20 protein-coding genes are annotated in these 18,091 nt (G+C 67.6%); 12 read left to right on the top strand and 8 right to left on the bottom strand.

Translation table 11 applies throughout. The features are described 5' to 3' along the window. Window positions 1-45: 45 nt before the first annotated feature. Genes EII35_RS00210 through EII35_RS00195 form a run of 4 tightly spaced genes read left to right on the top strand, consistent with a single transcriptional unit; the run spans window position 46 to window position 3,095 of the window. Entirely contained in the window at window positions 46-453 is a 408-nt protein-coding gene (locus EII35_RS00210; protein ID WP_125226449.1) for a TOBE domain-containing protein, read from the top strand. Further along, the gene (gene modA, locus EII35_RS00205) at window positions 441-1,235 is read left to right on the top strand and encodes a molybdate ABC transporter substrate-binding protein (protein ID WP_125226448.1); all 795 of its coding nucleotides are present in this window, start codon (window positions 441-443) and stop codon (window positions 1,233-1,235) included. Before EII35_RS00210 ends, modA begins: the two co-directional genes overlap by 13 nt. Beyond that, entirely contained in the window at window positions 1,232-2,014 is a 783-nt protein-coding gene (locus tag EII35_RS00200) for an ABC transporter permease (protein ID WP_260464959.1), read from the top strand. The genes modA and EII35_RS00200 overlap by 4 nt, the downstream gene beginning before the upstream one ends. Further along, the gene (locus EII35_RS00195) at window positions 2,007-3,095 is read left to right on the top strand and encodes a sulfate/molybdate ABC transporter ATP-binding protein (protein WP_125226447.1); all 1,089 of its coding nucleotides are present in this window, start codon (window positions 2,007-2,009) and stop codon (window positions 3,093-3,095) included. Before EII35_RS00200 ends, EII35_RS00195 begins: the two co-directional genes overlap by 8 nt. Here EII35_RS00195 and EII35_RS00190 read toward each other — a convergent pair. The 3 genes from EII35_RS00190 to EII35_RS00180 form a co-directional block, all read right to left on the bottom strand. After that, entirely contained in the window at window positions 3,064-4,185 is a 1,122-nt protein-coding gene (locus tag EII35_RS00190) for an ARPP-2 domain-containing protein (RefSeq protein WP_125226446.1), read from the bottom strand. The two genes, EII35_RS00195 and EII35_RS00190, sit on opposite strands and share 32 nt — an antisense overlap. Further along, entirely contained in the window at window positions 4,178-5,551 is a 1,374-nt protein-coding gene (locus tag EII35_RS00185; RefSeq protein WP_125226445.1) for a hypothetical protein, read from the bottom strand. The genes EII35_RS00190 and EII35_RS00185 overlap by 8 nt, the downstream gene beginning before the upstream one ends. A 134-nt stretch (window positions 5,552-5,685) precedes the next feature. Further along, the gene (locus EII35_RS00180; RefSeq protein WP_125226444.1) at window positions 5,686-6,414 is read right to left on the bottom strand and encodes a cobalt-precorrin-6A reductase; all 729 of its coding nucleotides are present in this window, start codon (window positions 6,412-6,414) and stop codon (window positions 5,686-5,688) included. Between the two features lie 46 nt (window positions 6,415-6,460). Between EII35_RS00180 and ispG the strand changes: the two genes are divergently transcribed. The 5 genes from ispG (at window position 6,461) to EII35_RS00155 (ending at window position 12,570) form a co-directional block, all read left to right on the top strand. Beyond that, entirely contained in the window at window positions 6,461-7,603 is a 1,143-nt protein-coding gene (gene ispG, locus EII35_RS00175) for a flavodoxin-dependent (E)-4-hydroxy-3-methylbut-2-enyl-diphosphate synthase (RefSeq protein WP_125226443.1), read from the top strand. 1 nt (window position 7,604) lies between these two features. After that, window positions 7,605-8,438 (top strand): GNAT family N-acetyltransferase, encoded by an 834-nt coding sequence (locus EII35_RS00170; protein ID WP_125226442.1) that lies wholly within the window; start codon window positions 7,605-7,607, stop codon window positions 8,436-8,438. A gap of 65 nt (window positions 8,439-8,503) precedes the next feature. After that, on the top strand, window positions 8,504-9,868 hold the full coding sequence (locus EII35_RS00165) for a hypothetical protein (RefSeq protein WP_125226441.1): 1,365 nt from the start codon (window positions 8,504-8,506) through the stop codon (window positions 9,866-9,868). A gap of 326 nt (window positions 9,869-10,194) precedes the next feature. Beyond that, window positions 10,195-11,952 carry a proline--tRNA ligase gene (locus EII35_RS00160; RefSeq protein ID WP_125226440.1) on the top strand — a complete coding sequence of 586 codons (1,758 nt, stop codon included), beginning with the start codon at window positions 10,195-10,197 and terminating at the stop codon, window positions 11,950-11,952. Between the two features lie 27 nt (window positions 11,953-11,979). After that, the gene (locus EII35_RS00155) at window positions 11,980-12,570 is read left to right on the top strand and encodes a hypothetical protein (RefSeq protein ID WP_125226439.1); all 591 of its coding nucleotides are present in this window, start codon (window positions 11,980-11,982) and stop codon (window positions 12,568-12,570) included. Window positions 12,571-12,605: 35 nt separating this feature from the next. On the opposite strand, the gene EII35_RS00150 is transcribed toward EII35_RS00155, so the two are convergent. Genes EII35_RS00150 through EII35_RS00135 form a run of 4 tightly spaced genes read right to left on the bottom strand, consistent with a single transcriptional unit; the run spans window position 12,606 to window position 15,368 of the window. Further along, entirely contained in the window at window positions 12,606-13,415 is an 810-nt protein-coding gene (locus EII35_RS00150) for an aldo/keto reductase (protein WP_125226438.1), read from the bottom strand. Between the two features lie 9 nt (window positions 13,416-13,424). Continuing rightward, the gene (locus EII35_RS00145; RefSeq protein WP_125226437.1) at window positions 13,425-14,528 is read right to left on the bottom strand and encodes a 1-propanol dehydrogenase PduQ; all 1,104 of its coding nucleotides are present in this window, start codon (window positions 14,526-14,528) and stop codon (window positions 13,425-13,427) included. A 37-nt stretch (window positions 14,529-14,565) separates the two neighbouring features. Next, the gene (locus EII35_RS00140; RefSeq protein WP_125226436.1) at window positions 14,566-15,018 is read right to left on the bottom strand and encodes a EutP/PduV family microcompartment system protein; all 453 of its coding nucleotides are present in this window, start codon (window positions 15,016-15,018) and stop codon (window positions 14,566-14,568) included. Then, on the bottom strand, window positions 15,015-15,368 hold the full coding sequence (locus EII35_RS00135; RefSeq protein ID WP_125226435.1) for a BMC domain-containing protein: 354 nt from the start codon (window positions 15,366-15,368) through the stop codon (window positions 15,015-15,017). Before EII35_RS00135 ends, EII35_RS00140 begins: the two co-directional genes overlap by 4 nt. A gap of 244 nt (window positions 15,369-15,612) precedes the next feature. On the opposite strand from EII35_RS00135, the gene EII35_RS00130 reads away from it, so the two are divergent. Next, window positions 15,613-16,305, top strand: a complete 693-nt coding sequence (locus tag EII35_RS00130; protein WP_125226434.1) for a flavoprotein — start codon at window positions 15,613-15,615, stop codon at window positions 16,303-16,305. A gap of 2 nt (window positions 16,306-16,307) precedes the next feature. Next, complete coding sequence (locus EII35_RS00125; protein ID WP_125226433.1) at window positions 16,308-16,589, top strand: EutN/CcmL family microcompartment protein; 282 nt, start codon at window positions 16,308-16,310, stop codon at window positions 16,587-16,589. Here EII35_RS00125 and EII35_RS00120 read toward each other — a convergent pair. Next, complete coding sequence (locus tag EII35_RS00120; protein WP_125226432.1) at window positions 16,579-17,457, bottom strand: hypothetical protein; 879 nt, start codon at window positions 17,455-17,457, stop codon at window positions 16,579-16,581. The genes EII35_RS00125 and EII35_RS00120 overlap by 11 nt on opposite strands. 127 nt (window positions 17,458-17,584) lie before the next feature. On the opposite strand from EII35_RS00120, the gene rimP reads away from it, so the two are divergent. Next, window positions 17,585-18,091 (top strand): ribosome maturation factor RimP, encoded by a 507-nt coding sequence (rimP, locus tag EII35_RS00115; RefSeq protein WP_125226431.1) that lies wholly within the window; start codon window positions 17,585-17,587, stop codon window positions 18,089-18,091.

Genomic DNA, 18,091 nt, shown 5'->3' with positions numbered 1-18,091 from the left:
GGGAAGACGGAGCGCTTCCGCTTCTGCGGTGATAAAGTCCAATTCATGGAGAGAATTCGTGTTTCCGGTGCTGCCGCTTTGCTCGGAGTGAGCGATGACACCGTGCGCAGGTGGATCGAGGCGGGCCGTCTCACCGCTGACCGGGACGATGCCGGCAGGCAGGTCGTGGACGGAGCTGCCCTGGCAGATCTGGCCGTCGAGTTGGCTGACGACTCCCTCGATGCGATGGACGACGGTGTCGGACGCAGGTCCGCCCGGAACCACCTGACCGGCTTGGTCACCAAGGTCGTCTCCGACAAGGTCATGAGCCAGGTGGAGTTGCAGTGTGGTCGTTACCGGATCGTGTCGTTGATCTCGACCGAGGCGGTCCAGGAGCTTGGTCTGGAGCCCGGTTCGGTGGCGACGGCCGTCATCAAGGCCACCAACGTGACCATCGAGGGATGCCGCAGGTGAGGCGCTGCCTCGCGGTCCTGGCCGCCCTGGTTCTCTGTTCCTGTGCCTCCGCGGTTCAGGGCGGGGGAGCGACATCGGTTCCCGGCAGCCCTGCGGAGTCGATGGCCGCCCCGGCCTCGCAGTCGGTCGGCGATGTCGACACCGCCGGGGTCGTCGTCTTCGCCGCCGCTTCGCTGAACAAGGTGTTCCCCGAGATCGCCCCGGCGGCCTACTCCTTCGACGGCTCATCGGGGCTGGTGGATCAGCTCAAGGGCGGCGCCCCGGCGGAGGTCTTCGCCTCTGCGGACCGCAAGAACATGGACAAGGCCATCGAGGCGGGATTGATCGACGGTGAACCGGTCATGTTCGCCACCAACCATCTCGTGCTCATCACCCCGGCGGACAATCCCGGCGGGATCACCGGACTCGACTCCTCCCTCGAAGGGAGGAAACTCGTCATCTGTGCCGCCGAGGTGCCCTGTGGGGCGGCCACGCTGAAGGTCGCGGAGAAGGCGGGGGTGACGCTGGCCCCGGTCTCCGAGGAGTCCAAGGTCACCGATGTGCTCGGCAAGGTCTCCTCCGGTGAGGCCGACGCCGGCCTTGTCTACGCCACCGACGCCACCAGTGCGGGCGATGCGGTCAAGACCTTCCAGATCCCCGGTGCCGACGAGGAGCCGAACACCTACTGGATCGCGAAGGTCAAGGGTGCTGGGAACACCGAGGGCGCGGACGCCTTCATCGCAAGGATCACGGGAGAGGGAACTGCCGTACTCGCGAAGTACGGGTTCGGACCCGCACGGTGAACCAGTTCCCTCGATGGCTGTGGGCTCCCTTCGCGGCAGGGATCCTGCTCTTGGTCGCTCCGTTGCTGGGGATGGTCACCCGGGTTGACTGGGTCAGGCTTCCGGAACTGCTGACCTCGCAGCGGGCCCTGGACGCCCTGCGGCTCAGCATGACCACCTGCTCCCTGTCCACCCTGACGGTCGTCATCGTGGGTGTCCCTCTCGCGGTGGTCCTGGCACGCAGCCGTGGGTGGTGGGCATCGGCGATCCGCACCTTCGTGACGGTGCCGATGGTGTTGCCCCCGGTCGTCGCCGGTCTGGCCCTCCTGGTCACCTTCGGACGGCGTGGACCGGTGGGAGGGCCGTTGGCGGCCGTGGGCATCGAGATCGGTTTCAGCACCCTCGCGGTCATCGTCGCCCAGGCATTCGTGTCCCTCCCGTTCCTGGTGGTCTCCCTCGAGGGGGCCCTGCGGTCCTTCGGGGGACGGTACGAGCGGGTGGCGGCGAACCTGGGCGCGACCCCGAGCCGCGTGTTCTGGTGGATCACCGTTCCGGTGATGGCACCGGCCCTCGCCTCGGGGGTGGCGCTGTCCTTCGCGCGATCCCTCGGCGAGTTCGGGGCGACGCTCACCTTCGCCGGCTCGCTCCAGGGGGTGACGAGGACCCTCCCCCTGGAGATCTACCTCCTGAGGGAGTCCGATTCCGACATCGCCCTGGCCCTGTCCCTGGTGCTCATCGTCATCGCCGTGCTCATCGTCGCACTGTCGACCCGGCTCAGGAAGTGGGGTGGCCATGGGTGACTTGCTGTGCCTCGACGCCTCCGTCCGGGAGCGGGACGTCAGTGTGCGGCTCCACGTCCCGGAGGGCCGGACCCTCGCCGTCGTGGGGCCCAACGGGGCGGGGAAGTCGACCCTGCTGGATCTCATCGCCGGGGTGCTGCGACCCAGCTCCGGAACGGTCCGGCTGCGGGGTGAGGAGGTGTCCGGACCGCATCGGCACCTGCTGCCGTACCGACGTCGCATCTCCTACGTGGAGCAGCGGGCCCTGTTGTTCCCCCATCTCGACGTCCTCGGCAACGTGACCTTCGGTCCCCGGTCCCGGGGGGTGCCGGCGAAGGTCGCCCGGCAACGAGCCCTCGACGAACTCGCCGCCGTGAACTGCCTCGATCTGGCCGGGTGCCGGGCCACCGAGCTCTCGGGTGGGCAGGCCCAGCGCGTCGCCGTGGCGAGGGCCTTGGCCGTCGATCCGGACATCGTCCTGCTGGATGAGCCCTTCGCCGCACTCGACGCCACGGTCACCCCGGAGTTGCGGCAGCTGCTGAGAGCGCGGCTCGTGGGACAGACAGCCATCCTGGTCACCCATGATCTCGTCGATGTCGTCGCCCTCGCCGATCATGTCGTCGAGCTGGCCCGCGGGCGGGTGGTCGCCGATGGTCCCGTGGATGAACTGGTGCAGGCCCCCTCGACCCCCTTCCTCGCCGACTTCGTCGGGATGAACCTCCTGCACGGTCAGGGCGAGGGGAAACGGGTCCGGCTGGACGCGACGACGGTCATCACCGGCATGGGGGAGGTGACCGCGGGTCCGGCTCGCGCGGTGTTCTCGCCGTCGGCGGTGGGGTTGTTCGAGGAGGCTCCCCACGGCAGCCCCCGGAATCAACTGGCGGCACGGGTGGTCGGGGTGGAGGACCGCCCCTTCGGCCAGCGAATCAGCCTGGAGGTCTGCGGGCAACGTTTCGCCGCGGACATCACCGCTGCTGCGGCCGCGGAACTCGGGATCGTCGAGGGGATGAGTCTCGTGGCGGTGGTCAAGGCCAGTGAGGTCACCCTGCACCCCGGTGGGGGCGGCCAGCTCAACGACGTGCCTTGGCGGCCTGTTCCCTGAAGTTGTGGTTGATGAGATGACCGAATCCCTGCGCCTCCAGTCGCGCGACGACCGAGGGGACGTCGATGCGGAGGGCCTCGGCGGCGGAGGGGAGGTGCCAGTCGTGCTCTCCGAGGACGGAGAGCAGGTGGGCGCGGCGGGTCTGCGACGCCGTGAGTCGCAGTGTGTTGAGGTGCAGCACCTCTCCGTCGTCACGCAGGATCCGCTCCCCGATGTGGTTGGCCGCCCCCAGTTCCAGTGAGGTGACGAAACGTTCCAGTCGCATCCCGGGCAGCGAGTAGATCGTCTCGGTGCGCAACCCGCGGTGCGTCAGATCACCCAGCAGCACCTCGTTGGTCACCTGGGCCCACTCCCTTCGGAGTGAGGCCAGTCCTTCCCGGAGCTCTGTGACGGTGCTCGCGCCCTCGAAGTGCGGAGCGGGATCCACGATCCACCGGGTGGGATGGTGGCACGCGTAGGTGATCATGAGGTCGCAGTAGAGGCTGTCCAGCAGTCCGAGGTGCAGTCTCCGATAGTCCCGGGGAGAGGGAACGACGAAGGCCGCGGCGAGAGCGTCGGAGACGAAGACAAGCACCCCGACCTGTCGCGGATGGATCTCGAAGGTCCTGAGCGCGGTGTCGAAACCGGGGATCTCCGTGCCGGGCTCGAAACTCTCCATCCGCATGCCCAGACCGTCACGCATGAAGGTCTGCGAGAGTTCCGGCCATGCGATCGTCGGCGGGTTGAAGTGCATGCTGAGCAGCCCCTCGATGGCGAGGTGTTGGGGCAGGAACCGCAACCGGCCCGGCGACAGTCGCTTCCGAGCCCGATGCGTGACCAGCCAGTTCCGACCCCGATCCTTCGGGTCCTTGAACACCTGGGTGCCGAGGGCGATTCCCCAGTCCAGATGGTAGGCGTGCGGGACGAAACCGAAGCTCAACCGATCCCCGTCGATGACGAAACGGTTCCCCGGCTCCCATCCCGCGTCGACGAGCCGGACGTCCTCGCAGTCCCGGTCCCGCAGCAACGGGACAAGTCGGAACGTACCGCACACCTGGGACGGTGCCGGGGTCAGCCCCGTCAGGGACAGCGGTGCTGCGAGCTCACGCATCGTGACCTCCCTCGATGAAACGACGGACCTGCCCTGCGAGGTTCCCCTCCAGTTCGGCGAGTGTCCCGTCGCCGACGACGTATCGGGCGAACCCGAGGGCCGTCGGCAGATCTTCCGCCCGATGCAGCCCCAGTGCGCGGGCATGCGTGGTGAGGTTCGCCACCTCCAGCTGCTGCGGGTCGAACACCGGGTTGAGGTGCAGCACCTGCACCTCGGCTGGGAGCCGTGCCATGATGCTGCGGAAGGCCCCGGCAGGGTCGTTCTCCACCCCATCCGAGATCACCAGCACCGTCGTCGCTCCCCAATCCAAGGCATCCAACAGCCGCTCCGACAGGTTCGACTGCCCCTCAGGACGGGGCCTCCCCTCGAACGGGGAGGTCCAGAAGCCCCGGTAGTCGGCGTGGCCGAGTCGCAGCAGCCGGTCCGCGGCGAAGGCGATGGCGAGGGGACGCCCCCGTCGCTCCCTCGACGCCGAGGCCGAGAACGAGTTGTCCAGCACAGCGGCCACCCGGCCCGTCAGGGCCAGTGGGCCGCTGCGGTGCAGCACCGCCGTGGCGGCTCGGTCCAGCCACTGGTCGGCCTGCTCGTCGAGTTCCTTCCGGCTGAGCAGCCACGACGTGAGTTCCGTCAACGACAACCGTTCGGGACGGATCTCCACGTCCTCGGTGCGGCCAGCCACCCGAAGACGTTCCTTGTCCGTGAGCCGGGTCTTCATCCGGGAGGCCAGCGTCTCGGGGGCCATGCCGTGCTTCGCTGCGAGGCCCTGGGCAACGGAGTAGGGCAGCCGCAGCACCGCCTGCTGGCTGTACCTCGCCTGACGGTACGTCTCGAGCAGTTCGGTCCCGAACGGGGAACGGTGGTCCCCGAACAGGAACTCGGCCAGTTCCCCGTCGGGATGGATGTGGGCGTGGCGGAAGGCCCCGGCCACCTTGCGACGGTATTTCACCGCCTGGAAGGTCGGGTCCGGATGCGTGTCGAACCAGTGCCGGATCATCGCTCGGGCCCGGCGGTTGTTCACCCCCTCCCGGCGGAGCCTGGCGGTGAGCTTCCAGAACCGCTGTGGCGGGAGGCGACGGGCACCGGCACGGATCAGCGCGTTCTCCTCCTCCCGGAAGTCTTCAGGGGTCTCTCGCCCCGTCGCGAGGAGACCGCGGAGGATCTCCGCCGTGTGGAAGTCGTTGATGCCGACGGCGAGCAACCGCGCGTAGAGCCGCCGGTAGTTGCCCCGAACGTACTCGTGGAGGAAGTCGATGCCCAGTCGTTGTTCCTCAGCCGTCGAGGCGAACTCGGCCTGCCCCGTCGAGACGAAGGCGGCGTTGAGGAAGGTCAACAGATCCTCGCGGGCCACCTCGTCCGCGCTGCGCATGGGTCCTCCTGGAGACATTCGGGGTGCCCGGGGAGGAGCAGGGTGATGTGGAAGGTATTCCAGTCTAGGGAAGCTCGGTAATCACCCAGAGGTCCCACGGGCACCGTCACGAGGCTACCACGGTCCGGCCCTTGTCAGCGCTGTTCCCGCAGCCAGGTGATGGCCTCCTCGGCGGTGGCGACCGCCGGGACCCCCTCCGGGGTGGGGGAGCGGCCGATGACGATGACGGCGACGTCCAGTTCAGCGGCGGCCCGCAGCTTCGGTTCGGTGAGGCGGCCACCCGAGTCCTTCGTGACCAACGCGGTGACCCGCGTCGTCTCCAGCAGCCGCCGCTCCGAGTCGATGTCGAAGGGGCCCCGGTCCAGCCGGACCTCCCACGTGTTCGGCAGCGGATGCTCCGGCAGTTCCACCATCCGCGCAACCACCCCTGTGAGCTCCCGGTAGTGCTCCAGTGCCTGACGTCCCACCGTCAGCAGCACCCGCTCGTACCCGGCAGCCGCACGGGCGGCCTCGTCGTGATCCGCCACCCACAGCCACCGATCCGCCAAGGGGTGGTCACGCCAGCTCGGACGCTCGATGCGCAGCAGCGGCGTGCCCGAACTGTGGCAGGCCGCCGCAGCGTTGGCGCTGATCCGCTCCGCGAACGGGTGCGTGGCATCCACCACCGCCTGCACCCCCTCCGTCGCGAGATAGGCCTCGAGCCCCGCCACGCCACCGAACCCGCCGACCCGCACCGTCCCCGCGATCCTCGCCGGTGCCGAGACGCGGCCGGCCAGCGACGTGACGACGTGATGGCCGCCGTCGGTCAGCCGTGTGGCCAGGTCACGTCCCTCGCGGGTGCCACCAAGGATGAGAACCTTCATGATCGCCATTCAACCGCACCCGGTCGCGCCCAGTAGTCTGGGCCCCATGACTGTGAGCCTCGGCATGCCCGCGCCCGCCGCCAAGGTGTTGGCCCCGCGTCGGAAGACCCGCAAGATCAAGGTCGGCACCACGTGGGTCGGTGGAGACGCCCCCATCGCCGTGCAGTCCATGACCACCACGAAGACCACGGACATCAACGGCACCCTCCAGCAGATCGCCGAACTCACCGCCAGCGGCTGCGACATCGTGCGGGTCGCCGTCCCCTCCGCCGACGACGCCCAGGCGCTGCCCATCATCGCCATGAAGGCGAAGATCCCGGTCATCGCCGACATCCACTTCCAGCCCAAGTACGTCTTCGCCGCCATCGACGCCGGATGCGCTGCGGTCCGGGTCAACCCCGGCAACATCAAGCAGTTCGACGACAAGGTCGCCGAGATCGCCAAGGCCGCGTCCGAGGCGGGGGTGAGCCTCAGGATCGGCGTCAACGCCGGTTCCCTCGACAAGCGACTCCTGGCCAAGTACGGTTCACCCACTCCGGAGGCCCTCGTCGAGTCGGCGCTCTGGGAGGCCTCGTTGTTCGAGGAGGTCGGCTTCCACGACTTCAAGATCTCCGTCAAGCACAACGACCCCGTCGTCATGGTCCGCGCCTACGAGATGCTCTCCGAGAAGTGCGAGTACCCGCTCCACCTCGGCGTCACCGAGGCCGGGCCCGCCTTCCAGGGGACCATCAAGTCGGCGGTGGCCTTCGGCGCGCTTCTCAGCCAGGGGATCGGCGACACCATCCGGGTGTCCCTGTCCGCCCCGCCCGCCGAGGAGGTGAAGGTGGGCAACAAGATCCTCGAATCCCTCAATCTGCGGCCCCGCAAGCTCGACATCGTGTCCTGCCCCTCCTGCGGTCGCGCCCAGGTGGATGTCTACACCCTCGCTGAGCAGGTGACCAAGGGTCTGGAGGGTATGACCGCTCCGTTGCGGGTCGCTGTGATGGGGTGCGTCGTCAACGGACCGGGCGAGGCCCGCGAGGCCGACCTCGGAGTGGCCTCGGGCAACGGCAAGGGTCAGATCTTCGTCAAGGGTGAGGTCATCAGGACCGTCCCCGAGGATCAGATCGTCGAAACCCTGCTCGTCGAGGCCCGGCGTCTCGCCGCTGAGATGGGCGAGGTCGGCGAGCCCCAGGTCTCGGTCTCCTGACATGACGGTGCGGCTGCGCACCCTCGGCCCGAAGGACGCCGACGCTCTCCGTGCCTTTCTCGCGCAACGTCCCGTCGAGAACCTGTTCTTCGCCTCCAGGCTCGACCAGTGCGGCATGGATGAGCGTTGTCTCGGCACCGTCCACGGCTTCGAACGTAACGGGATCCTCACCGCCGCCTGCCTCGACGGGGGCACGTTGTTTCCTGCGGGACTCGATGCGGAGGCCATCCCGCACTTCGTGGCTGCGATCGGGAGGACCCGGCACTGCGCGTCCATCCTCGGCAACTGCCTCATGGCGCTGGGCGTGCACCTGGGGCTGTCGTCGCGTTTCCGCGGTGCCTGGGCGAGGGAGGTCAACATCCGTCGTCGGCAACCACTCATGGTGCTGACCTCGGCGCCGGCCGTCGCCCCCGATCCCAGGGTCCGCCCCATCGGGATGCGGGACTTCGAGTCCTACCTGGCGGCTTCGGTGGCCATGTACACCGACGAGATTGGCTCGTCCCCGTTCCGGCACGGCCCCGGCTACGGGTCCTTCGTCCGGGCCCGCGTCGAGGCGGGCGACGCCTGGGGGGTGGTCGAGAACGGCGAGGTGATCTTCAAGGCCGACATCGGCCCCCGCTACGCCAACCAGACCCAGCTCCAAGGAGTGTGGCTCGACCCGAGACTCCGGGGCCAGGGACTCTCGGCCTCACTCCTGGCCGGCATGCTCGTCCAGGCCCAGCAGCGCTTCCCCGTGATCAGCCTCTACGTCAACGACTTCAACACCCCCGCCATCCGGGTCTATGAAAAACTGGGCTTCCAGGAGGTCGGCTCCTTGGCGACGGTGCACTACTGACCCGCCCGGAGCCTCGGGAAGGGGTGGTCGTGGCAAAGGATAGCGCGAGGGAGCGGGAAGTTGGTGTGTACAGTAACTTGCCGCAGGACAACTTCCGATCTGATCTTACAATGGCGGTGGTTTCAGCCTTCATCTTGCAGTTCATGGAGTTCTACTTTGTCTTTGGGGTGCATGCTCTCGAGCCCAAGGAATGGGGGACTGCCTTTCTGCTTTGGGTAGACCGAGGGCGTCAGCCCGGACTGGATTTTGTGTTGGGAGTGGTGACTATAGGCGTCGGATTATTTGTCGGCGTGGTTTTTTCAGGCTCCACCGTCACGAAGAGACTGGATCGCCGGGTAGTGGGGGAGGTCGTGGAAATGTGCCGCTCCATCCTGCTCATGCTCACAATCCTGCTCTTTTGGACCGGGCTGGCTACCTTTCTGGTCTTCGTAGTGAACTGGGGGCGTTTTGTCAGTTCGGATGTCCTGGTTGACAAGATGGGGATATTGACGGCTGTTCTCTCTTTCGCTTCCGGCTATTTTTTGCTGATGCTTGGATCTCGGGTTGTGGTCAGTCGAGGGGTGGCTGATGAGCGGGCGAGAATTATCGAAAGTCGGCGGGATCGTGTGTTTCGGCTGGCTGTTTTTTTGGGATGTTCATCCGGTATCTCTTTTCAAGATTCCCGATCGTTCCAATCTCAGTCGGACTGGCTCTCTCAAGGGTTGGATGGGGTGTCATTTTCGGTGGAGGGAGGGTTTCAACCCTTGCCTCCGTGGGAGTTGGAGAGCGGAGAGAGAAGAAAGTGGCTGCCGACTCTCGGGGTCTGGGCGTGGTGGCTTCACGTTGCCTTGGTGATGGTTGCCATCTGCGTGGCGTTCATCGCGCGCCTTCCCGCTCATGCTGCTTTGATCTTTGTTGGTTTTGGCTTCTCGCTCATGCTGTACCGGAGTTGTAGGGCCGAGTTCAGGGCGAGGGTGAGGATGCTCGTTGCGCTCTCATCAACTTCAGTTCTGAGCGGGTTTCGAGTTTTGGGGGCTATCCTGCTGTGGGGTGCCTTGGTGTTGTCTTCTTTGACCTTCTTTTCGCCTACTGTTGATAACGCATCAGGCCTTGTTTCCCGCCCTTGGGTTTCCGGGCTTATGGCGCTCCTCGTGGGTTTTTGTTGGCTTCTCTTGGTTTTCCACTTGGTGGCGCTAGCTGGATCGTGGGTTCGTCGAGACGACGTAGCCATGCAGCGACGAATGTGGCTGCGATGGGAGGCTGTGGATGATTCTGAGAGCTCGATCGGGTGGATGGAGGCCAGAGATCTCGTGGTCCTCCGACGGCTGTGGGCCACGCCCTATCTAAAGCGCAAAAGGGCGGAGCGTACACTTCTGTTGACGTGGAGGGAATTGGGGCGACAAGTTGGAGAGTGGAAGAAGGGGGAGGGGTTCGGGATTTCAGACGGGTAGGGCGTTGTTCATGGGGGTGAGGGAGTTGTTCATGACGGCGTGGTTCTCCTGCCCTCCGCTGGCCGAGCCGGGTCCCGAGCTTGCGGAGGACCCGTGTCGAGACCCCGTTGGACTCCCGCTCAACTCGAGTTCCAGCACCGTGTGCCAGAAGTCTCGCCACGGACGGCGCGCTGGCGCACGCAGTCCGATGTGAGCCGCGGAGAAGAAGGGCGTGGATAACACCTTCAGGAGATGGCCCGCTCGGACACAACGCGGGAGAAACCGCCGTTCGGGCAGGAGGCGGGGCGAGTAGGATGCGGTGCAGCCCGTCAGGAAGGACCTCCGCAGTGATCACTCGTCTCAGCCAGCTGTTCGTCCGGACCCTCCGCGACGACCCGGCCGACGCCGAAGTCGCCAGCCACCGCTGGCTCGTGCGCGCCGGGTACATCCGTCGCGTGGCCCCGGGGGTGTACTCGTGGCTGCCTCTTGGACTGAAGGTGCTGCAGAAGGTCGAGTCCGTCGTCCGCGAGGAGATGGACGCGATGGGGGCCCAGGAGGTGCGGTTCCCGGCCCTGCTGCCGCGCGACCCCTACGAGGCCACCCAGCGGTGGACCGAGTACGGAGACAACCTGTTCCGTCTCAAGGATCGCAAGGGCACCGACATGCTGCTCGGCCCCACCCATGAGGAGATGTTCACCCTCATGGTCAAGGACATGTACAGCTCCTACAAGGACCTGCCGCTGTCGCTCTACCAGATCCAGACCAAGTACCGCGATGAGGCCCGGCCCCGCGCGGGCATCCTCCGCGGCCGCGAGTTCATCATGAAGGACTCGTACTCGTTCGATGTCGACGAGGCCGGACTCCAGGCCAGCTACGACGCCCACCGCCAGGCCTACATCCGGATCTTTGACAGGCTGGGCCTCGACTACGTCATCGTGCAGGCGACCTCGGGCGCGATGGGTGGCTCCGCATCGGAGGAGTTCCTGGCGGTGCTGCCCGCCGGTGAGGACACCTTCGTGCGCTCGCCGGGAGGGTATGCGGCCAACGTCGAGGCCGTCGCCACGCCCGCCCCCGAGTCCCGCGACTTCTCCGCCGAGCCGGAGGCCGTGGTGCTGGACACCCCGGACACCCCGACCATCGCGACGCTGGTGGATCTTCTCAACGCCGAACACCCCCGTGAGGACCGTCCCTGGACTGCGGCGGACACCCTCAAGAACGTCGTGCTCAAGGTCACCGACCCGGACGGCTCCAGCTGGCCGCTGGTCATCGGACTGCCCGGTGACCGTGAGGTCGACCCCAAGCGCCTGGAGGCGGCTCTGGCGCCCGCGGAGGCCGCCCCGTTCGAGGAGAAGGACTTCAATGAGCACCCGAGCCTGGTGAAGGGGTACATCGGTCCTCGGGTGCTGGGAGAGAAGTCGGTCTCCAAGGTGAGGTACCTCGTCGACCCGCGCGTCGTCACCGGGACCGCCTGGGTCACCGGGACCGATGAGGTGAACCGGCACGTCGCCCATCTCGTCTGCGGTCGTGACTTCACCCCCGACGGGACCATCGACGTCGCGGAGGTCCGCGAGGGCGACCCGGCTCCGGACGGTTCCGGTCCCCTCACCCTTGCCAGGGGCATCGAGATGGGCCACATCTTCCAGCTCGGCCGCAAGTACGCCGAGGCCCTGGACCTCAAGGTGCTGGACAGCAACGGCAAGCTCGTCACGGTGACGATGGGCTCCTACGGGATCGGGGTCTCGCGTGCGGTGGCCGCCGTCGCCGAGGCCACCTGCGACGACAAGGGCCTCGCCTGGCCCGTTGACCTGGCGCCGTTCCAGGTCCACCTCGTGGTCACGGGCAAGGGAGAGGAGCTGTTCGGGGCGGCCGAGGAACTCGCCGGCCAGCTCTCCGAGGCCGGACTCGACGTCCTCCTCGACGACCGAAAGGCCAGCCCCGGCGTGAAGTTCGCCGATGCCGAACTGCTGGGCATGCCCATCACCGTCGTCGTGGGGCGTGGTCTCGCCGAAGGCGTCGTCGAGGTGCGCAACCGGGCGACGGGGGAGCGGCGGGATCTCCCGGTCGCGGAGGTCGTCGGCGCGGTGAGGGAACTCGCCGCGCGGTGACCTTCCCAGGGCCTAGCCTTGGGAGTCATGAACGCTGAACCCGTCGCGACGAGAGCCTCGGGGCCGAAGAAGTCACGGCCGCACCGATTTCCCCTCGTCGTCGGTGCGGTTTCCGTGGGCGTGGCGTCACTCCTCGTGGTGTGGTCCGGCTTTCATCCCCACGGGAACTTCGAGGCCTCCCTGCTCGGGCTGGGCGCCCTCGCCGTGGCTGCGCCCGCCTGGCTGTGGTTGCTCATTCAGTGCATTCGACGGTCACGCTTCCATCCCGGCCTGGTCGCCCTGCCGCTGACCCTTCTCCTCGCCCTCGGGGCGACCCGGGTCGGCGTGGTGAGGAACCTCGGCTGGGAGCTGGCCCGCCCGAGCCTGGAACATGCGGTCGCGGAGGGCACCTGCCCCGGCTGGGCAGGTCCTGTCCCCGTGAGCCGCTGCGTCTCCCTCGGCGACAGGGCCACCGCCTTCCACATCAGGAATGACGGCTTCCTGGTATCCGGGGGTTGGGCCCACATCGCGGACCCCGAGGTCGCCGCGGAGCTGTTGACCCGCTCACACTTGCAGAATGAGGGGTACCGGTTCAAGGAGATCGGGGACAGCTGGTACCTCTTCGAAGTGGTGTGGTGACTCCCACGTCGTGATCCCTGTTCGACTCCGGGTCGTCACTGACGATCGTCAGGATGCGATCCAGTGCGGCGTCCGCAGTTGAGGGTCGCGATCTCGGCCATGTCCCGGTCGTCGAGGACGAAACCCTCGATCTGCCGGTTGCTCCGCAGCCGATCCGGGTTCGTCGAGCGGGGGAGCACCGCCCCGCCGAGCTGGACATGCCATCTCACGATGACCTGGGCGGTGGACACCCCGTGACGTCTCGCCACGGCCCCAAGGACGGGGTCCTCCAACAGCCGACCACGACCCAGCGGACTCCAGGCCTGCGTGACGATGCCGTGCCTCGCGTGGAAGGCCCGCAGCTCGTGCTGGGGCAGCCACGGGTGGGTCTCCACCTGGTTGATCGCCGGAGCCACCCCGGTCTCATCGATGAGGCGCTGCAGGTGGGCCTCGGTGAAGTTGCTCACACCGATGGTGCGCACTCGGCCAGCGTCCCGCAGCTCGATGAGGGTGCGCCACACATCGACGTACTGGTTCCTGCTGGCCCGCGGCCAGTGGATGAGATAGATGTCCAGTCCGTCCAGGGCCCGTTCCGAGGCGTCGAAGGATCGCAGCACCGCGTCGCGGTCCTGACTCTCCTCACCCCAGAACTTCGACGCCACTCTTAGATCGCTGCGGTCGGCCACGGCCAGCGCCCGGCCCGCCTCGACCTCGTTGGCGTAGAACTCCGCCCCGTCGAGGAGGCGATACCCGGCGGCAAGGCCGTCCCGCACCACCTGCTCGGTGATCTCGGCGGGTACCTGGAACAGCCCGAATCCGATGGCCGGGAGCAGCGAGCCGTCATTGAGTCTGAGATCGTCGGTCATGTCCTCTCCTCAGGCCACCCGGCGCAGGATGCCGGTGAGATCGTCGGCCGTCACGGCGACGGGGTTCGGTGGGGTGCAGCCGTCCGCGAGGGCCGCCGCAACGAGTTCCGGGATGTCCTGGAAGAGGTCCTGCCTGGCCACCCCGGCCTCCCCGAGACGGGAGGGCATCCCGAGCTGTTCCTGGAGGCGACGCACGGTGCTGATGAGTGAGGTGATCGCCGCCCGACCCGTCGCCGACGGGGAGACGAGGCGGCCCAGCCGGACGTAACGGTCGAAGGCGTGCTGGGAGCGTTCCGCGTTGAACTCGATGACGTGGGGCAGCAGCATGGCGTTGAGACGGCCGTGGGCGATGGGGTAGTGGCCGCCGAGGGCGTGGGCCAGGGAATGGGTGATCCCGAGCCCGACGTTGTCGAAGGCCATCGCGGCCATGCAGGAGGCGTTGTGCATGTGTTCCCGGGCCTCGAGGTCATCGCCGTGGCTGTGACAGCGCGGCAGGTACCGGACCGTGAGTTCCACGGCCTTCTCGGCGAGGGCGTCGGAGAAGTCGCACGCCGTGCGAGCCACGTAGGCCTCTACGGCGTGGGTGAGGGTGTCCATCCCGGAATCGGCGGTGATGTGGGCCGGGGCCCCCATGACGGCGCGGGGATCCAGGATCGCCAGCCTCGCCACCATGTCGGCCGAGACGATGGGGATCTTCACGTGCGTCTCCTCGTCGGTGACGACCGCGAAGGACGTGACCTCGGAGCCGGAGCCGCTCGTCGTGGGGATCGCGACGATCCCCTCCGGTGCCCCGAAACCCGCATCCAGGGCCGCCTTGTGCATCACCTTCGCGGCATCCATGACGGAACCTCCGCCGTAGGCGACGACGACGTGCGGTTTCGCGCGGAGGTACTCGGCGACCCCGAGCCCGATCTCGTGGGTCCCCGGATTCGGCAGGACGCCCGTGAACAGCGTCACCCGATCACCCAGGTGGCCGAGGGCCTCCTTGAACACCGGCGTGGTGGTGAGGAACTCGTCGGTCACCATGAACACCGACTCGCCGCGGTACCGGGTGAGGGCGGTGAGGGCCTCCGGCCCCAGCCGGACCAGGGTGCTCAGACGGAACTCTTTCATGGCCTTCTTCCTTGTGTGCCGTGGTTCGAGGCGCCGGTCACGTCACCGGATCCAGTTCGTGATGGGTGCCCAGGACCTCCCTGACGCGGCCGAAGCCCTTGCCGCTGATCGAGTCGACAGCGATCACGGGATCAGCGCCGGCGCGTTTCAGGTGAAGGATCGCCTGGTGGACCTGGTGCTCGGTGGCGAGCCCCGTCTTCGTGACGATGCCGATGACCTCCCGGTTGAACGAGGTGGCGAAGCCCGGCGGGTAGCGGGTCTCCTCCACGTCGGCGGCCTGGATCAGGACCACGGTGTCCACGTCGTAGGAGGCGAGCATGAGGGCGTGCTTGTAGCGCCCCACCTCCAGGTACTCCCCCGGGGTGTCGATGGTGGTGCCGAAGGTCTCAATGGCCTGGGTCTTGGCGTACTCGATGGGCATGCCCTTCAGGCGCTGCATGAAGGTGGTCTTCCCGGCGCCGATGCTGCCGACGAGCAGGATCTTCCTCATGTCTGCGTGATGGGGGCCGGCGTGAACGACAGCACGGACTGGAGGGTGGTGACGATGCCGGAGACCGCGGCCTCGACGTCGGCGACCTGACCGGTGACGATGAGGGAGCCCGAGAAACGGTCGACGAAGGCGAGCTCCACCCCTGCGGACTTGGTGGCGATGTCCGCGGCGATGACGGCGGCCTCGCCGGGGGTGATGGTGAGCACCCCGATGGCCCCGCGGGTTCCGGAGGGCAGGCCGATCTTCGGGTAGAGGTGGGGATCCGGGTTCGCGATGATGTGCGCGAGCGTCACCTGCTTGCCGGGGACGAACTCCTGGATGATCCGCTGTTTGTCGCTCCACTCCGCCATTGACCACTCCGTCTCACAACGCTGTCCGGACGCTCACCACACTAGGGCCCCACCCACACGCGCGCAATGAGGCGACGGCTCCTGATCCGGGGCCCGGGGGTGGTCCCTCCTTTCCGTGCTAAGTGGTCCCCCGGCAGGTGGTTCCCCGACGTCTCCCCGCCGGGCTACAGTGGACCCGACCCCAAGGGCCGCAGCGGTGCGGATCCCGGGTCGGAGCCGACGAGGACGTGAGGGAACTGGCCAGATGAACACCGCTTCCGCCGACAGACCGAACGTCCTCGTGCTGTTCACCGGGGCCCTGCTCGGATTCGAGGACTCCGTGGCGAGTCTCCGCAGGCTCGTCTCCGATGGATGGGTGCTCGACTGGCGGCAGACCCCGGCGGCAAGTCGCATCCTCGACCAAGGGGCCATCGAGTCCATCGGGATGACCCCCGCCGGTCCCGAACTGGTGCGCAACCATGAGGTGCTCCTCATCCCCACCATGACCGTCAACGTGGCCGCCAAGGTGGCCCACGGCATCGGTGACTGTCTCGCCTCCAACCTCATGGCCGAGTTCATCATGACGAACAAGACGATCGTGGCCTCCGTGGCGGGTTCCTGTCCCGATGCGCCGGAGAAGCGCGGCTGGTTCCCGACGATGCCGGAGGGCTACGCCGAGATGCTGAGGGGCAACCTGGCTCGGCTGAGGGCCTTCGGCGTGCACCTGGCCACACCCGGCCGTCTCGACGCCGCCATGCTCCGCGCCCTGGACACGACGGCGCAACCGCACGGGGCGGCCGTCGTCGACCACCACGCCCAGCTGGTGACCGCCACGACGGTGGCGGGGCTGCCGGACGGGGCCACGGTGCGCCTCGAGCCCGGAACCGTCGTGACACCGCTCGCACGCGAGGCCGCCCGATCCCGGGGCATCGTCCTGACCCACCGCGAGGAGAACTGAACATGTACCTGGCCAAGGTTGTCGGCACCGTGGTGTCCACCAGCAAGGACCAACGCCTCGTCGGGTTCAAGCTGCTGCTCACCCAGCGGGTGGAGGACGACGGCACCAGGGTCGGCAACCAGGAGGTCGCCGTCGACACGGTCGGTGCCGGGGTGGGCGAGACGGTCATCATCACGAAGGGCAGTTCGGCCCGCGTCGCCGTCGACAGTCAGCACGCCCCACTCGACGCCACCATCGTGGGGATCGTCGACACGGTCGAGGTGGAGGCCGGGGTCACGGCGTGACCCATCCGGGCCAGGTCGGCAACCCGCCCCCCGCCGCCTGGACCTTCCCGACCTGGGCGGTCATGCGGTCCCGCCACGGATCGGGTGTCGCCGCCGCCAGCGCCGTGACCGCGTCGAGCACGGCGAGCTCAAGGGTCACCCAGGTGCTGCGGAACGAGTCGGCGTCGACGACGGCCGGGAACTCGTAGTGGGCGTCCTGCAACGGGCGTCGGGTCCCCAACGTCGTGAGGATCTCGTTGCGCAGGAACCGCACCTCCTCCCGTCGGGCGAGGACCCCGTCACGCAACGGGTCATCCGTGGCGATCACGCCGAGCCCCCGCTCGATCCCCTGGAGCAACGCCCAGACGTGAGTGAGGGCTCGGGTGGCGAGTTCATCCTGGGCCATCTCCTCGAAAGGGGCCGGCTCGGCCTCCCGGGGTGAGGGGGCGAGGGAGGTGTTGGCCAGCCCGGTGCTTCCCGCGAGGATCGAGAGATGGAGCAGCCGTTCCGGCTGGGTCCCGGACGCCTCCACGCAGCGGGACGCCGCCGCCACGGCCGCAGCGATGGCCTCGGAGAGGTCGCCGGGGGAGGGGGCGGGTGGTTCGGGGAAGAACGGCTCACCGGCGGTGAGGGGATCGAGACGACGCAGCCGCCCGAGCCACGCCTGGACCTGCGCGGTGGCGCCCGATGCGAAGGGATCCGGCTGGCCCGGCAACGCGGCGAGCACCCCGACGAGCCGGACCGTGAGGTCAGCCACATGGGAGGGTTGTGTCGGCTCGGGGGAGGGGGAAGCGGCGGTGGGGACCCCGTGGATCGTCGGGTCGGGGACACAGGCCGAGACGGTGCACACACCGAGGACGGCCAGAAGGCGACGGCGGGGGAGACGCATGGGGGAAGTGTAGTGAGTGGTTTCGCACCCACTTCTCGGTGGTTCGGCCGAACGGCGGACGGACAGGATGCGCGGGCCACGTAGTATGGCCAGCACAACTTGACCCACAATCGAATCGGAGAGCGACATGCAGGACACAGAGCTCACACGGCTGGTGGAGCCGATCCTGGCTGAGGCCGGACTCGAGCTGGATAGCCTCGAGGTGACACCCATCGGGAAACGACGCCTGCTCAGGATCACCGTCGACGGCGACGGACCCGTCGGGCGTGGACCCCTGCTCGACGACATCTCAGCGGCCTCGATGAGGATCTCGGCCGCCCTCGACGCCAGTGACGCGGTCGGCAACGCGCCCTACACCCTCGAGGTGTCGAGCCGAGGCGTCGGCGCGCCGTTGACCGAGAGCAAGCACTACCGGCGCAATCGCGGCAGGCTCGTCAAGCTGAGCCTCGCCGAGGAGGGACTCACCGCGCGCATTCTCGACGTGACCGACGACGTCGTGCGCCTCGGTATCGACGGGGCGGAACGGGAGATCCCCCTGAGCGACATCCGCAAGGCGGTTGTGCAGGTCGAACTGAATCCGCCCAAGGAGTTCGCCCTCCCGGGGGACCACGACAACGAGGACGAGGAGGCCTGA

The sequence above is a fragment of the Arachnia propionica genome, from assembly GCF_003932785.1.
Classification (GTDB): Bacteria; Actinomycetota; Actinomycetes; order Propionibacteriales; family Propionibacteriaceae; genus Arachnia; species Arachnia propionica_B.
Note: the sequence above shows the minus strand (reverse complement) of the source record. Positions and strands in the feature narration are given on the sequence as shown.